The sequence below is a fragment of the Amycolatopsis echigonensis genome, from assembly GCF_014174495.1.
GTDB lineage: Bacteria > Actinomycetota > Actinomycetes > Mycobacteriales > Pseudonocardiaceae > Amycolatopsis > Amycolatopsis echigonensis.
In genome coordinates this window covers 25,550-40,721 of the sequence record NZ_JACJHR010000049.1, presented here as the reverse complement: position 1 = coordinate 40,721, position 15,172 = coordinate 25,550, and the positions used below count along the sequence as shown (strand labels likewise).

At 68.6% G+C, this 15,172-nt stretch carries 12 protein-coding genes; 4 read left to right on the top strand and 8 right to left on the bottom strand.

The annotated features are described in order from the left end of the window. The first annotated feature begins 10 nt into the window (after window positions 1–10). Together H5411_RS29040 and H5411_RS29035 are read left to right on the top strand one after the other, a co-directional pair. The gene (locus H5411_RS29040; protein WP_183125664.1) at window positions 11–1,318 is read left to right on the top strand and encodes an MFS transporter; all 1,308 of its coding nucleotides are present in this window, start codon (window positions 11–13) and stop codon (window positions 1,316–1,318) included. Continuing rightward, complete coding sequence (locus H5411_RS29035; protein WP_183125663.1) at window positions 1,315–3,135, top strand: helix-turn-helix domain-containing protein; 1,821 nt, start codon at window positions 1,315–1,317, stop codon at window positions 3,133–3,135. Before H5411_RS29040 ends, H5411_RS29035 begins: the two co-directional genes overlap by 4 nt. On the opposite strand, the gene H5411_RS29030 is transcribed toward H5411_RS29035, so the two are convergent. After that, the gene (locus H5411_RS29030) at window positions 3,120–3,689 is read right to left on the bottom strand and encodes a TetR/AcrR family transcriptional regulator (protein ID WP_183125662.1); all 570 of its coding nucleotides are present in this window, start codon (window positions 3,687–3,689) and stop codon (window positions 3,120–3,122) included. The two genes, H5411_RS29035 and H5411_RS29030, sit on opposite strands and share 16 nt — an antisense overlap. An 88-nt stretch (window positions 3,690–3,777) precedes the next feature. On the opposite strand from H5411_RS29030, the gene H5411_RS29025 reads away from it, so the two are divergent. Further along, entirely contained in the window at window positions 3,778–4,653 is an 876-nt protein-coding gene (locus H5411_RS29025; RefSeq protein WP_208637386.1) for an aldo/keto reductase, read from the top strand. 2 nt (window positions 4,654–4,655) lie between these two features. Here the strand turns inward: H5411_RS29025 and H5411_RS29020 are convergent, their stop codons facing one another. Continuing rightward, window positions 4,656–5,534 carry a sigma-70 family RNA polymerase sigma factor gene (locus H5411_RS29020; RefSeq protein ID WP_101437113.1) on the bottom strand — a complete coding sequence of 293 codons (879 nt, stop codon included), beginning with the start codon at window positions 5,532–5,534 and terminating at the stop codon, window positions 4,656–4,658. 71 nt (window positions 5,535–5,605) lie between these two features. Between H5411_RS29020 and H5411_RS29015 the strand changes: the two genes are divergently transcribed. Further along, window positions 5,606–6,058, top strand: coding sequence for a carboxymuconolactone decarboxylase family protein (locus tag H5411_RS29015; protein ID WP_101437114.1), 453 nt, complete (start codon window positions 5,606–5,608; stop codon window positions 6,056–6,058). 113 nt (window positions 6,059–6,171) lie between these two features. Here H5411_RS29015 and H5411_RS29010 read toward each other — a convergent pair whose 3' ends face one another. From H5411_RS29010 to H5411_RS28985, 6 genes are all read right to left on the bottom strand, one after another. After that, the gene (locus H5411_RS29010) at window positions 6,172–7,101 is read right to left on the bottom strand and encodes an N-acetylmuramic acid 6-phosphate etherase (protein ID WP_101437115.1); all 930 of its coding nucleotides are present in this window, start codon (window positions 7,099–7,101) and stop codon (window positions 6,172–6,174) included. Window positions 7,102–7,117: 16 nt separating this feature from the next. Then, the gene (locus tag H5411_RS29005) at window positions 7,118–8,029 is read right to left on the bottom strand and encodes a MurR/RpiR family transcriptional regulator (protein WP_101437116.1); all 912 of its coding nucleotides are present in this window, start codon (window positions 8,027–8,029) and stop codon (window positions 7,118–7,120) included. Window positions 8,030–8,330: 301 nt separating this feature from the next. Then, a complete protein-coding gene (locus H5411_RS29000; protein WP_101437117.1) occupies window positions 8,331–10,085 on the bottom strand; it encodes a serine hydrolase domain-containing protein in 1,755 nt (584 codons plus the stop codon). An 11-nt stretch (window positions 10,086–10,096) separates the two neighbouring features. Continuing rightward, window positions 10,097–11,371: an exo-beta-N-acetylmuramidase NamZ family protein gene (locus tag H5411_RS28995; protein ID WP_101437118.1), complete on the bottom strand. Its 1,275-nt coding sequence runs from the start codon at window positions 11,369–11,371 to the stop codon at window positions 10,097–10,099. Further along, window positions 11,368–13,170, bottom strand: a complete 1,803-nt coding sequence (locus H5411_RS28990) for a glycoside hydrolase family 3 protein (protein ID WP_167442203.1) — start codon at window positions 13,168–13,170, stop codon at window positions 11,368–11,370. Before H5411_RS28990 ends, H5411_RS28995 begins: the two co-directional genes overlap by 4 nt. 634 nt (window positions 13,171–13,804) lie before the next feature. Beyond that, window positions 13,805–14,626, bottom strand: coding sequence for an HAD family hydrolase (locus tag H5411_RS28985; protein WP_101437119.1), 822 nt, complete (start codon window positions 14,624–14,626; stop codon window positions 13,805–13,807). Window positions 14,627–15,172: the final 546 nt, after the last annotated feature.

Genomic DNA, 15,172 nt, shown 5'->3' with positions numbered 1-15,172 from the left:
GGAGTCCATTATGGACAAAAAGCTGCTGCGCGTCGTCGGCGCCGGGCTGATCGGAACCACCATCGAGTGGTACGACTTCTTCCTTTACACGTCGGCCGCCGCGCTGGTCTTCAACAAGCTGTTCTTCCCGACCGCCGACCCGCTCACCGGCACCCTGCTGGCGTTGCTCACCTACGCGGTCGGGTTCCTCGCCCGGCCGATCGGCGGACTCGTGTTCGGCCACTTCGGCGACCGGATCGGGCGCAAGAAACTGCTGGTCGTGAGCCTGTTGATGATGGGCGGCTCGACGTTCGCGATGGGATTGCTGCCCACGTACAGCGCGGTCGGCGCGCTCGCGCCGATCCTGCTGACGCTGCTGCGGCTGATCCAGGGCTTCGCCCTCGGCGGCGAGTGGGGCGGCGCGGTGCTGCTGGTGTCCGAGCACGGCGACGACCGCCGGCGCGGGTTCTGGGCGTCCTGGCCGCAGACCGGTGTTCCGGCCGGAAACCTGCTGGCCACGGCGGTGCTCACGATCCTGGCGTCGGCGCAGTCGGACGCGACTTTCCAGGCTTGGGGCTGGCGGATCCCGTTCCTGCTGTCCGGCGTGCTGGTCGTGCTCGGCCTGTGGATTCGGCTGGCAGTTTCGGAATCGCCGGTGTTCATCGCGGCGAAGGCGGCCGCGGACGAGCGTGAGCAGGCGCCGATCGTCGACGTCTTCCGCGGACACTTCCGCGCGCTGGCGGTGACGTTCGGCGCGCGCATCGCGGAGAACGTGTCCTACTACGTGATCACCGCGTTCATTCTCGTGTACGTGACCAGCGGTCTCGGTCTGCCGAAGGCGACCGGGCTGACCGCGGTGCTCGTCGCGTCGGCGGTGCACTTCGTGACGATTCCCTTGTGGGGACTGCTGTCCGACAAGATCGGCCGGAAGCCGGTGTACCTGTTCGGCGTGGTCGGGATGGCCGCGTGGTCGTTCGGGTTCTTCTGGCTGCTCGACCTGCGCACGACGGGTTCGGTGATCGGCGCGGCGGTGATCGGGCTCGTCGTGCACGGTGCGATGTACGGGCCGCAGGCGGCGTTCTTCGCGGAGCAATTCCCGACGCGGGTGCGCTACACGGGACTTTCGGTCGGCGGCCAGCTGTCGTCCATCGCGGCCGGTGCGATCGCGCCGTTGATCGCGGTAGCGCTCTTCGAGGCGTACCACTCCACGGTGCCGGTTTCGGTCTACGTGGTCGCGATGTGCCTGTTGTCGCTGGTCGCGCTGCTCGGTGCGCGGGAGACGCGCGGCGCGTCGCTGCACGAGACGGCGGCCGAACGGCAGGCTTCAATGACAGCATGACGGGTGTGGATCCCACCGCTGAGGCGTATCGCCGGCTGCTCGAACTGCTCGCCGCCGGAGCGAGCAGCGAGCAGCTGGCGCACGTCGCGGCCCGGGGACTGTCCGCGGAACAGGCGGCCGCGATCGGTTCGGCGACCGAGCTGGCGCTGCGGATCCGCGAGACGCTCAGCGAGCACCGGCGGCGGGAAGCCGAGCTGACCGCGTTGTTCGACACCGCGAGCGACCTCGCCCGGCTGCGCGATCCGGACGCGGTGCTGCGGTCGATCGTCCGGCGTGCGCGGACGCTGCTGGGCGTGGACGTTTCGTACCTCAGCCTCAACGACGAGGCGAACGGCCAGACGTACATCCGCGTCACCGACGGGTCGGTTTCCGCGCTGTTCCAACAGATTGTGCTCGGGATGGGCGAGGGCCTCGGCGGGCTCGTGGCGCAGACCGCGCGTCCCTACGCGACCGCGGACTACTTCGAGGACGAGCGGTTCCGGCACACGAAGCCGATCGACGCGGGCGTCCGCGAGGAAGGGTTGAAGGCGATCCTCGGCGTGCCGTTGGCGATCGGCGGCAAGGTGCTGGGCGTGCTGTACGCGTCCGACCGGTCGTCGCGGACGTTCTCGACGGCGGAGGTCGCGCTGCTTTCGTCGCTGGCCGCGCACGCCGCGATCGCGTTGGACACGGCGCATCTCCTGGAAGAGACGCGTTCGGCGGCTGCGGAACTGAATGCGGCCAACGCGACGATGCGCCGGGCAGACGAAGCGCACGACCGCTTGATGGATCTCGTGCTCGGCGGTGCGGATTTGCCCGCGGTGGCCGCGGAAGTGGCCGGGGTGTTGCGCGGCTCAATCGCCGTGCACGACGAGGAAGGCGGGCTGCTGGCGGGTGCCGAAATGGCTTTCGACGCTGCCGCGGTGGCTTCGTCACACGCCAACGGCCGGGCAGTGTCTACAAAGGACGTATGGGTCTGCGCGGTGCGGGCGGGCCGTGAATTGCTCGGCAGTCTGACACTGTCCGGACGACCGGAGCTGGCGGGAGACGACCGTCGGCTGTTCGAGCGAGCGGCTGTCGTCACGGCATTGCTGTTGCTGCTGCGCCGTTCCGTGGCACAAGCCGAGGACCAGGTGCGTGGCGAGTTGCTGACCGACCTGCTCACCGCGCCGACCCGCAACCCCGGCGCATTGGTCGCGCGGGCGCGTCGGTTGGGTGTCGATTTGTCGGCACCGCACGTGGTTTTGGTTGCGCACGCGTCCGGCATTTCGCGACGTGGGCTCGCCGCGGCCTGCGCGCGGTACGGTGATTTGGTCGCAGTCCATGCGGAGCAAGTGGTCGCCCTCGCGCCGGATCAGCCTGTCGCAGCACGGATCGCCGCGGAGCTTAAGTCCGTTGTGGATTGTCCGGTGACTGTCGGCGCGGCTGGCCCGGCGAGTGGGCCGGAAGCGTTGGCGCAGGCGTACACGGAAGCTGTTCGGTGCGTTAACACTCTGCTGGCCCTCGGTCGCGAAGGCGACGGCGCGGCGATGGCCGACCTCGGGTTTCTCGGCGTCCTGCTCGGCAGGCATTCCGATCTGTCCGGCTACGTCCGGGCGACGCTCGGCCCGGTCCTCGACTACGACGCCCGCCGCGGCACCGACCTCATCGGCACGCTGCGCGCGTACTACGCGGCAGGCGGGAATTTGGCGCGGGCAAAGGAAGCCCTGCACGTCCACGTCAACACGGTCGCGCAGCGGATGGAGCGCCTCGCGGCATTGCTGGGCGAGGATTGGCGCGAACCCGAACGCTCCTTGGAGATCCAGCTCGCGCTGCGGGTGCATCAGCTCGGCGGTTGACGGACTCCGGCGTGGACCAGGTCGAGCATCCGGCCCAGTTGTTCCGGTCCGTCCGGCAGCGTCCGCATGCTGCAGGCACCGACCACTGTCACGACAACGTCTTGCGCGCGGACGTCCGCCCGGAGCGTGCCGTCCGCCACGCCCGCGTCCATGATCAGCTGGACGGCCTCGGTCAGCTCCGCGCGGACCTGCGTCATGTCGACCGTGCCCGCCTCGATGATCGCGCGCAGCGTGTCAGCCATGTCGTGCTTCGTGCTCGCGTACTCGGCGAAGCGGTCCATCCATCGACGCAGCGCGCGAAGCGGCTTCTCGGTCTCGAGCAGTTTCGGCGCGCTCGCGACGACCTGTGCCAACTCGTCCCGGTACAGCGCTTCGACGAGCGCTTCGCGGGTAGGGAAGTGGCGGTAGAGCGTGCCGATGCCGACACCCGCTTCGCGCGCGACGCGCTCCAGCGTGACGGGCTCGTCGCCTTCGCCGAACGCCTTGCGGGCAGCAGCGAGCAGGCGAAGACGGTTGCGTTCGGCGTCCGCGCGCGGTTTCTTCGGGCTCGGCAAAGCGGAGGGTCCTCCGGTTCGGCTACGGTGGTGATACGGAGGCACCTCCGCATCACCGACTACTATGCCACGGCAGGAGTCTTTCCTCATGACGGCAACCCCAGCTCCAGGCGGCACCGCGAAGCTCGCCGGCCACGAGGTCGCGCGCATCGGCTACGGCGTGATGCAGCTCGGCCGCCCCGGCACCGACCGCGCTGACCAGGTAGAACTGCTGCGCTCCGCGGCGAACGCGGGCGTGAATCACCTGGACACCGCCCAGTTCTACAGCGACGGCCGGTGCAACGACCTGATCCGCGAAGCGTTCTCGCCCTATCCGGACGACCTGGTCGTGGTGACCAAGGTCGGTGCCGAGGAAGCACCGGAAGGGCTCCGGCTCGCGCAGCGGCCGGCGCAGCTTCGGGAGCAGGTCGAGGCCAATCTCGCCTCACTCGGCGTCGAACAGCTCGACGTGGTCAACCTGCGCCGCGCGGACGCCGGACCCGGCCTGATCGCGGAAGGCGACCAGCGCGTCGACATCGACGACCAGCTCGCCGAGCTGATTTCCCTGCGCGACGCCGGAAAGATCGGCTCGCTCGGGCTCAGCAACGTGTCCGCCGACCAGCTCCGGCACGCGCTCGGAGTCGGGATCGTCTGCGTGCAGAACTCCTACAACGTGCTCGCTCGCGACACCGAACCCGTGCTGGAGCTGTGCCGGGAACACGGAATCGCCTGGGTGCCGTATTTCCCGCTGGGCTCCGCTTTCGAACTGGGCCAGGACGTGACCGGGAATCCGGTCGTGACTGGCATCGCGGCCGAACTCGGCTGTACCCCGGCGCAGCTCGCGCTGGCCTGGCTGTTGCAGCGCTACGAGGGCACGCTGCTGATCGCGGGCACGGCGACTCCGGCGCACCTCGCCGAGAACCTCGCCGCCGGCCAGGTGCAGCTGCCCGCCGAAGCGGTAGCTGCCCTGGACCGGCTCGGCTGACCTCAGAAGTTCAGCGCGGCGACCCGATCGGCGTCGGCGAGGATGTTGATCTCCGTGATCAACCCGTCGGCCACGGTGAACGACAGCACCGAAACCGCCTTCCCGTCGCGCCGGGCGATGATGCCCGGCCCGCCGTTGACGGTCGCGTACTCCGAAACCAGGCCGACCGGGCGGAACTGCGACGCGTTGCCCGCGACCTCCGCCGCGCCGCGCACGACCTTCGAGCCGGGCCCGCCGGTGTCGACGCGCAGCAAAGCGTCCGGGTGCAAGAGCGCGACGAGCCCCTCGAAGTTGCCGCCCCGGGCGGCGGTGAGCCAGGCGTCCGCGATCTTGCGCTGCTGGGTTCGATCCGCCGGACCGGCCGGCGTCACGCCCTGCACGCGGCGGCGCGCCCGGCTCGCCAGCTGCCGTACCGCGGCGGTGTTCTTGTCGAGCATCGTCGCGATCTCGTCGAACGGCACGGCGAACATGTCGTGCAGGACGAATGCGAGCCGTTCCGCCGGGTCGAGCGCCTCCAGCACCACCAGCAGCGCGAGCCCCACCGAGTCCGCGAGGACCTCCTGCTCCGCCGGATCGACGCCGTCCCCGGTCTCCACGACCGGGTCCGGCACCCGGACGTCCAGCGGGTCCTCGCGGCGGGTCGCGCGCGAGCGCAGCATGTTGAGGCATTGCCGCGACACGATCGTCGTCAGCCAGCTGCCGGTGTTGCGGATCTCCTCGCCCGACGATCGCGTCACCCGCAGCCAGGTCTCCTGGATCGCGTCGTCGGCCTCGGCGAACGAACCGAGCATCCGGTACGCCACCGCCCGCAACCTGGGCCGATGCTCCTCGAACTGAGCCGCCCAGAAATTCTCGTCCTGTTTTTCGTCCCGCACTGTCACATCTTCTCCTCGGCCCGGGTCATACCGGCAAGACCCGCCGAACGCGGCGGACGTGACAGGAGGAGATCGCCATGCAGGCTCGGATGACCCACCCGATCCAGGTGCAGCCGGACGCGATGAAGGCACTGATGGCGCTGAGCAAGGCCGCCAACGACAGCACCGTGCCCGCGACCACGCACCACCTGATCCACGTGCGGGTGAGCCAGATCAACGGCTGCAGCGTGTGCGTCGACATGCACTCGCGGGAGATGAAGGAGGCCGGCGAGAAGGACGAGCGGATCTGGGCCGTCGGTGCGTGGCGCGAATCGCCGTACTTCACCGACGCCGAGCGCGCCGCGCTCGACCTGGCCGAACATGTGACCCGGCTGGCCGACCGATCGGACCCGGTCCCGGACGAGGTCTGGGACGCCGCCGCGGACATCTACGACGAGAAGGAGCTTTCGTCGCTGCTGCTGTCCATCGCCGGGATCAACGTGTGGAACCGGCTCAACGCCGCGATCCGTCAGCCGGTCGGTTCGTTCTGAGGCGTACCCGGGGGTACTGGGGGCACTGCCGGGGCGGCGGCGAAAAGCCGTGAAGGGCTCCTTGAAGGAATCAGATTCCTTCAAGGAGCCCTTCACGGACAATCCGGTACAGCTCAGCCAGCGCGCAGGTGCAGCGAGTCGAGCGCCTTGCGCACGTGCCCGCCAGCCGCGGACAGCGCCTCGGCGGAGCTGGTGACGTCGCTGCCGGACAGCAGGTGCACGAGCGCCACCTTGAGGTCGCCGCCGGCTTCGGTGAGCGCGTCGGAGCAGTCGGCCATCGCCATGCCGGTGGCTTCCTGCAGGATCCGGATGGTGCGGCCGCGCAGCTTCGCGTTCGTCGCGCGCATGCTGACCATCAGGTTCGAGTACGTCTTGCCCAGCTTGATCATCGTCGCGCTGGAGAACGCGGTGAGGATGAGTTTCTGCGCCGTGCCGGCCTTCATCCGGGTCGAGCCCGCGATGGCCTCGGGACCGGTGGCGACGGCGATCAGCACGTCCACGCCGGCCGGTTTCGCGGCGCGCGGGTTCGCCGAGACGAGACCGGTGTGCGCACCGATCCGGCTGGCCTCGACGAGCGCGCCGAGCACGTACGGCGTGCGCCCGGAGGCGGCGAGACCGAGCACGAAGTCGCCCGGCTGCACCGAATGCGCGATTTCCGCCGCACCGGCGTCCGCGTCGTCCTCGGCGTTCTCGACGGCCTGCCGCAGCGCCTTCTCGCCGCCCGCGTGGTGGGCGATGAACCAGTCGCCGGGCACGTTGAAGGTCGGCACCAGCTCGGCCGCGTCGAGCGTCGCCAGGCGGCCTGAGGTGCCCGCGCCGACGTAGTGCACGCGCCCCCCGCCGCGCAGCGCCTCGACGGCGTAGTCGACCGCGCGGGCCAGCTGCGGCAGCACCGCGGCCACCGCGTCCGGCACCCGGCGGTCCTCGGCGTTGATCGCGCCGAGGATCCCCATGGTGGACATCAGATCGATGTCCACCGTGCGCGGGTTTCGTTGTTCGGTGGGCGAATCGACGTGCACCGTCTGGCAGGGGACGGACATCAGATCCTCGCTTCTGGGTTCACTTGCCGGTTTCCCGCGGACGACGACGACCGTCGGGTCTGACCCCGAGCCGGTGCGAGCCGACCGCGTCCCTCGTGGCGTCCAACGCGCTGACCGACGCCTCCATGTGGCGCTGCGCGACGCCGATGAAGAGGCAGTCGATCACGGTCAGCTGGGCGATCCGGCTTGCCGTCGCGCCGGACCGGAACGTGGTTTCGCGGGCCGCCGTGGTGAGCACGTGGTCGGCGACCTCGGTGATCGGCGAACGCGGGAAGTTCGTGACCGCGACCGTCACCGCGCCGTGTTCGCGCGCGACTCGCAGCGCCTCGACGGTGTCGGTGGTCGCGCCGGTGTGCGAGACGCCGATCGCGACGTCGCCTGGCTTCAGCACCGCGGCCGAGGTCAGCATGATGTGCGTGTCCGACCAGGAGAAGCTGACGCGGCCGATCCGGTGCAGCTTCTGCTGCAGGTCAGCGGCGACGAAAGCGCTTGCGCCCACGCCGTACACGTCGACTCGGCCGGCTTCGGCGACGAGGTCGATCACGCTCTGCAGGGAGGCGACGTCGAGCTGGTCCGCGGTCTCTTCGACGGCGCGCGCGTCGGCGAAGCTGACCTTGCCGATGACGGACGCCAGGTCGTCGCCGGGGCCGATCTCGCCGCCGAGGTTGCGCGAGGTGCGCGCCTCAGTGCGGGCCGTGTCCGCGGCGAGCGCGATGCGCAGCTGCGGGTAGCCGCCGACCCCGACGGCCTTGCAGAAGCGCGTAACGGTGGTCTCGGAGGTGTTCGCGGCGAGCGCGACCTCGGTGATGCTGCGGCGCGCGACCGCGGCCGGGTCTTCCAGGACAACCTTCGCGACGCGCTGCTCGGCACGGGCGAGTCCGGGCAGCAGGGAGCGGATGCGAACCAACGGGCTCGCATCCGCGTCGCGCACCGCCGCCTGACCTGCGAAGTGCTCAGAGGGTGCGCTGCTGACTACGGAATCGGTATCATCCGCCGTCGGAAAGTTACTAACCGTTGGCATTTGCGACAAGGCTACCCACATCCTTCGGCAGAACCACAACCCGTCCGTGTCTGCGGACTTCGGTTTGCGATTAATCGTTGTCAAGAAAGTCGCCAACCGGGTCCACCGTGTTAACGAGCTCAAGCTAACGACTTGGCAACTAAGTGTGTCTAGCGAAGGAGTGTTGTTCCACTGAGTGGGGCCGCGCAGGTCGCAACGCGCGGCCGGACCGCTACCGAGCGCTCAGTTTCCAGCCCGCGGAGGTCAGTTCCGAGGGGTTTCGCTCACCATCGAGAACGACCTGGCCGCGTTGGGTGACTTTCACACTATCGAGGGAGACTCCCCGTCCCGTGTAATTCGGGTCGGTGCTGTAACGCCACCGGAGCGTGGTAGCGGCGGACGCGGGCACCTCCGCGGACACCCGCCACCAGGACCGGTGCCCGTGTCCGCCGAGTGCGGTCGTCTCGTCGTCGGGTGCACCTGGGCCACGGGCCTGGAGCGGAACAGGTTGCCAATTAACCCCGTCGGTGCTCGATTCGAGCTGCAATGGGTCGCTTGGGCCCTCAGTGTCGACGAAAGCGGCGAAGGACACGCGCAGTGGCGCACCCGCTGGAAGCGGTTGGGTACTGAGCGTAGCGACGCTGTTGTTTCCGAGGCCCGCGTACCAAGCGTCGGGGCCTTCGACCGGCCGGACGGCCATCGCCTTCGCGAGCGAGGTTGCCCAGACCTGGCGTGCGGTGTTGATAGAACCCCAGGTGCGCGTGGGGTGCACCCGGTTGGTGAGCAGCAGCGCGAACGACCGCGATTCGGGATCGATGACCAGAGTGGTGCCGGTGAAGCCGGTGTGGCCCGCGCTGACCGGAGACGCCAGCGCGCCCATGTACCAAGGCTGGTCCAGCTCGAAGCCGAGCCCGTGCTCGTCGCCCGGGAAGCGCTGGTTGTAGTTCGTGAGCATCTTCGTGACGGTGTCCGGCCGCAGGATCCGGTGCCCGCGGTAGCTGCCGCCGTTGAGGATGGTCTGCGAGAGCACAGCCATGTCGCTCGCCGTGGAAAACACGCCCGCGTGCCCGGCGACGCCGCCGAGCGACCAGGCGTTCTCGTCGTGCACCTGTCCGCGCACGAGTCCGCGCGGCGGGGTTGTCTCGTACTCGGTCGCGGCGATCCGGGGGAGCTTCGACGCGGGCGGGTTGTAGCCCGTGTCGACCATGCCGAGCGGCGCGGTGATGCGGTCGTGCACCACCTGGTCCAGCGGCTTGCCGGACAGCTTCTCGATCAGGAAGCCGAGCGTCAGCATGTTGAGGTCGGAGTACAGATACGTGCTGCCCGGCGCGTTCTTGAGCGGGCTGTCGAGCACCGCCTTCCGCCGCGACGGGATATCCGGATAACCCTGCCAGAGCGGCGGTGACGGGTCGGCGTCGAAGCCGGAGGTGTGCGTGAGTAGCTGCAGCACGGTGACGTCCTGCTTGCCGTTGGCGCCGAACTCCGGCAGATAGCGCACGACCGGGGCGTTGACGTCCAGCTTGCCCTGTTCGGTCAGCTGCAGCGCGGCGATCGAGGTGAAAAGCTTCGAGATCGACGCCATGTCGAAGATGGTGTCGTCGCGCATCGGCACCTGCTGGTCCGGCGGCAGTTCGGTGCCCTTGGCGTCGGCGTACCGGAGCGCGCCGCCGGTGGCGTAGCGATCCACGATCACGCCGTCGTGCGCGAGCAGGCCGACCGCGCCGGAGAAATGCGGATGCCCGCTGGCGTCCGGCTGCGTCCAGCTCTTCAGGAACTGCTCGGCGTCGCGAATCGGCTGTGGATCGAGGTTGACCTCGCCCGGGCTGCCGTCCCGCAGCGTCGTGCTCGCCGGGGCGAACCCGTGCTGCGGACGGTCGAAGCGCCCGGCGAAGCCGCCGTGTCGGTTGTCGATAGTGGCTGCTCCCGCGGTCGTCGTGGCCGCGACCAGGACGGCCAACGTCGCGACGAGCACTTTCCTAGCACGCATGGCCGCTCTCCTCAGCGATAGATCAGGTAGGGGCGGCGTCTGCGGGCGAAGTCGGCGAGTTCGGCGCGCCACGCGCCGGTGATCTCGTCGACCCCGGCGCCGGCGTCGACCATGGTGCGCAGCCGCGCGGATCCGGACAGCTTGTCGATCATGTGGTCCGGCCGCCAGCCGAACTTGTCGGGTGCGATGCGCTTCGCCGTCACGAACATCGAGACGGTGGTGCTGATCGCGTCGAAGGCCCGCGGATCGGTGACGGTGACTTGTACGCCGCCGCAAGGCTCGTTCACGAACTTGCCGAAGGTGGGCACGAAGTAGATCTCGCGGAACGCCGCGCCCGGCAGGCGGAGCTTCTCGAGTTCCTCGCGCCAACGCCAGTCGAGACCGGGCGCGCCGATGATCTCGAACGGCCGCGTTGTCCCGCGTCCTTCGGAGAACACCGTGCCCTCGAACATGCCTGTGCCCGGGTACACGAGGGCGGTGTCCGGCGTCGGCATGTTGGGGCTCGGCAGGACCCAACGAAGACCGGTGTCGGCGAAGAAGCTGTCGCGTCGCCAGCCGCGTACCTGGACGACTTCGAGCTTCGCCAGCTTCACGCCTTCGCCGGGAAGGAACTCAGCGGCGAAGAACCGCGCCAGCTCGCCGACGGTCATGCCGTGCTGCTGCGCGATCGGCTTCAGCCCGACGCCGGACGAGAATTTCGGGTCCAGCACTGGGCCGGACAGTCGTCCGCCGATGGGGTTTGGCCGATCTAGAACGACGAAGGTCGCGTTGACCTTCGCGGCAGCGACCATCGCCGTGTACAGCGACCAGATGTAGGTGTAGAAGCGCGCGCCGACGTCAGCGATGTCGAAGACGACAGTGTCTAGTCCGGCCTTCTGGAACAGCGAAGCGAGTTTCGTCGGGTTAGCGCCGTACGCGTCATACACCGGGATACCGGCGCGCGGGTCGGTGTAGTCGCCTTGGGAGCCACCGGCTTGCGCGCTGCCGCGAAAGCCGTGCTCGGGCCCGAAGGCCGCGACGGGACGTACGCCCGCCGCGACCATCGAGTCGACAATGTGATCGCCGTTGGCGAGCACGCCCGTCGGATTGGACAGCACGCCTAGCTTGCGTCCGGCGAGCGGACTCCAGCCCTGCGCGGCGAGCTGTTCAGCACCGGTGAGTACCCGGTGTTCCAGCGGGTTTTGCTCCGGCTGCGGCTCGGATGCCTGTGCCGCTGCTGAGCCGCTCGCCAGTACTGGGACAGCGAGAGCCGGAACGGCCAGGAAATTCCTGCGGTTGAGAGTCACCAGGTCAGTCCGTGTCCGAAGGGGTATTTGACGGTGTGCACGTCCGCCCCGGCCGGGACGTCGACCGGCAGCTTCCCGCTGGGCTTCGTCTCGCCGAGCACGACCTTGGCCAGCGCTTCGAGCGACGGCGTGATGTAGCCGTAGGTGGCGAGCCAGGTCGGCACCGGGTTCGCGTACCCGGCGTCGTACGGGATCTGCGCGGCGACCGCCACCACCGGCTTGCCGGTGTCCATCAGTGCCTGAAGAAGCTTGCCCTGCAAGGGGAAACCGCCGAGATTGTTGGTCAGCACCACGACGACGTCGTTCTGCTTCGCGGCTGAGGCGGCTTCGGCGATCTGCGCGTCGGTCGGCGTCTGGCCGGTGGCCAGCGCGGTCGCCTTCGTACCGTGCGCGGTGAAGCGGTCGGCAAGCGTTTGAGTCGTGGTCACGCCCCACCCGGTGACCAGCACGCTCGACGGCTTCTGCTTGAGCGGCAGCACCCCGGCGTCGTTGGCGATCGCGGTGACCGACCGGTCGGCGATGCCCTGCGCGGTGGCCAGGTGCTCCGGCGTGCCGACCTTCTTCATGACCTGCGCCGGGTTGGTGAACGGCGAGTACAGGATTCCGCGCTTCAGCTTGAGCTTCAGCACCCGCAGCACGCTCTGGTCGATCCGCTGCATCGGCAGGTCGCCGGACTTCACCGCGGCGAGCACAGAGTTGATCGCGACGTCCAGATGCACCGGCATGAGCAGCTGGTCCACTCCGGCTTTCAAGGCGAGGACCGGGATTTCCGCGTCGCTGTGCAGCTCCCGCACGCCCTGCATCTCGAGCGAGTCGGTGATCACGACCCCGTTGTAGCCGAGTTCGCCGCGCAGCTTGCCGGTGATGATCGGCTTCGACAGCGTCGCCGGCTCACCGGACGGGTCGAGGCTCGGGAACTGGATGTGCGCGCTCATGATCGAGTCGATGCCGGCGGCGATCGCGGCCTTGAACGGCGGCACGTCGATCGCCCGCCACTGTTCCTCGGTGCGGTTGATCTTCGGCAGTCCGGTGTGGCTGTCGGTGGCCGCGTCGCCGTGGCCGGGGAAATGCTTCGCGGTGGACGAGACGGTCTGGTTCGCCGGACCGGAATCCTGGTAGCCCTTGACCTCCGCGGTGACGAAACTGCTGGCCAGGTCGGGCCGTCCGGAGAACGACCGGACGCCGATGACCGGGTTGGCCGGGTTGGAGTTGACGTCCGCGTCCGGTGCGTAGTCCTGGTTGATGCCGACCGCGCGCAGCTCGTGGCCCAGGATCGTGGCGGCCTTGGTCGCGTCGCCGGTATCGCGGCCTGCGGCGATCGCCATCGAGTTGGGGAACTCGGTGGCCGGCGCGCCCATCCGCGTGACCGTGCCGCCCTCCTGGTCGGTGCCGATCTGCAGCGGGATGTGCGCGCCGCTCGAGATCGCCGCGCGCTGCAGGCCGTTGGACAGCTTCGCGACCTGGGCCGGGTCGTCGAAGTTGTCGCGGCTGGTGTTGTTGAAGTAGATGACGCCGCCGAGGTGGTACTTCTGCACGGCCTGCGCGGGAGTGTCGACGCCGAAGTCGGTTTGGTTCTTCGGGTTGACCTCGTCCGCGGACTTGCCGTTCACCCACGTGACGAACAGCTGCCCCACTTTTTCTTCGAGGCTCATGCCGCGCAGCGCCCGCGTGGCCGCGGCGTCGAGCTGGGCGGTCGCCTGCTGCGGTGTCTGCTGCGGCGGTTTCGGCGCGGCGAACGCCGAGGAACTCAACCCCCCGACGGCGAGCACCCCCGCAAGGGGAACGGCGAACACCTGCATCCTCCGCGTGCGCGCGAGTCGGTTCGTCACGAATTGCCTCCCAGTGTCGCGTGCCGCCGCGGGTGCGGACGCGAGTCGTGAAGCGTCCACCGGGCAGCACCGGTATCGGGAAGCTACTCACCGCGACACGGGGTTGTCCATCGGCCGAGCGCAGGAACGAGAGGGTTCACCTGGGAGGACGGGGTCCGGGTGCGCGCGGATTTCTTCGAGACCGGCTCGGTCCGCTGCGCGTGGGTGCGGACATAACACTGGCGGCACCCGTAAGCCAGGGGCCAACGGGCACCGCCAGTCAGCGCGGACATCTCGGGCGACCAAGCGTGCAACTCTGGTCGTACCTTCATGGACTCGGCGTCCGGCGTCCCGGTACGCAGTCCCTAGACGACGAGCCTCCCGCGGCGTGCTGCGCGTGGGTACCCGGAGTCCGCGCACGGAGGTTGCCCGGGGTGACAGAGGCTTCTCTTCTACCTCTGTCCTGGCCGAATCAACGTCCGCACCTACTTTCTACGCCGTGAGCCCGGTCACTTCAAGTGCGCGTACGGGTGCACCGGTACAGAGGCTCGATCCGGTGACGACAACACCCTCAGCAACGGGCCTAGCTGCGGAAACCGGAGGATGGGTACCGCCACGCGGGTGCTCAGTTTTCGGTGCCGCGAGACCGGCGGCGACGGCTGAGGCTGTACCAGGTAGCGCCCGCCGCGACCGCGCCCACGCCGAGCGCGACCATCCCCGCCGACTTCGCCGGGATCCGGGTGCGCAAGGACATCGGCCGCTCGAACGTGAGGACCGGCCAGCCGTGTTCCTCCGCGGTGCGGCGCAGCAGTTTGTCCGGGTTCACCGCGTGCGGGTGACCCACCACCTCCAGCAGGGGGATGTCGGTGCTGGAATCGGTGTAGGCGAAGCAGTCCGCGAGGTCGTAGCCGTGCGTGGCGGCTTGCTGCTTCGCGGCGACGGCCTTGTTCTCGCCGTAGCAATAGAAATCGACCTCGCCGGAGTAGCGGCCGTCGACGATCTCCATGCGAGTGGCGACGCAGCGGGTCGCGCCGAGCATCTCGGCGACCGGCGCGGCGACCTCCTCGCCGGTCGCGGACAGCACGATCACGTCGTGTCCGTCGGCGAGGTGCTGTGCGATGAGGTCGGTCGCTTCGACGTACACGAGCGGATCGACCACGTCGTGCAAGGTTTCGCGCACGATCGCCGAAACCTGCGCCACATCCCAGCCCGCGCACAACGCGGAAACCTCGGCGCGCATCCGCTCGGTCTTGTCCGCGTCCGCGCCGGCGAGAGAGAAAACCAGTTGCGCGTAAGCACTTCGCAGCGCCGCGCGACGGTTGATCAGTCCCTCGCGCAGCAACGGCTTGCTGAACGCGAGCGCGCTGGACGACGCGATGATCGTCTTGTCGAGATCGAAGAAGGCGGCTACGCGCCGGGGTGCTTCTTCGCTGCGGGGTTCGGCCACGTGATCAGGATAGGCGTACCGCGCGCCGTTGTTGGCAGCACACCGGTCGTGGCGACGGCCGGAAAATCGATGACATCGCCTCGCTCGCGGTCTCGAGTGCCGTTATCGAATCGTATGTGTCACTCACACAGCCAACTCTTAGCTAATGGAGTTACAGTGAGCAGACCCGGTCGTGAACCGGGCCGGTTCAGTCCGACCCCCCGGGGCTGAACCCCTGGCGGCCCTCGTCCCTCCCCCCTGGCGAGGGCCGCCTTCTATTCTCCCTCGTTTTCCCGCATTGGCGAACAATTTTCAGGTCTGCCCGGAAGTCTTTGCGCGACCGGTGTTCCCCGTGCTGACCTGGGCGGTCGTGGTCGCTCGACGCGCGCCGCAGAAGCAAGATCAATTAACCGCACGCTTACCTTTCCGGTGTTTTCTCCGGCTGTGGTGTCGGTTACTCCTCTCGGTGCGGCAAATTTACTTCTTTCCACTTGATTTTCCGGAGTTTCTCCGCGGCAATCGTTTTCTCGATCGAATGCGCGCAGCCGTGCATTGTCTGGTGCGGGC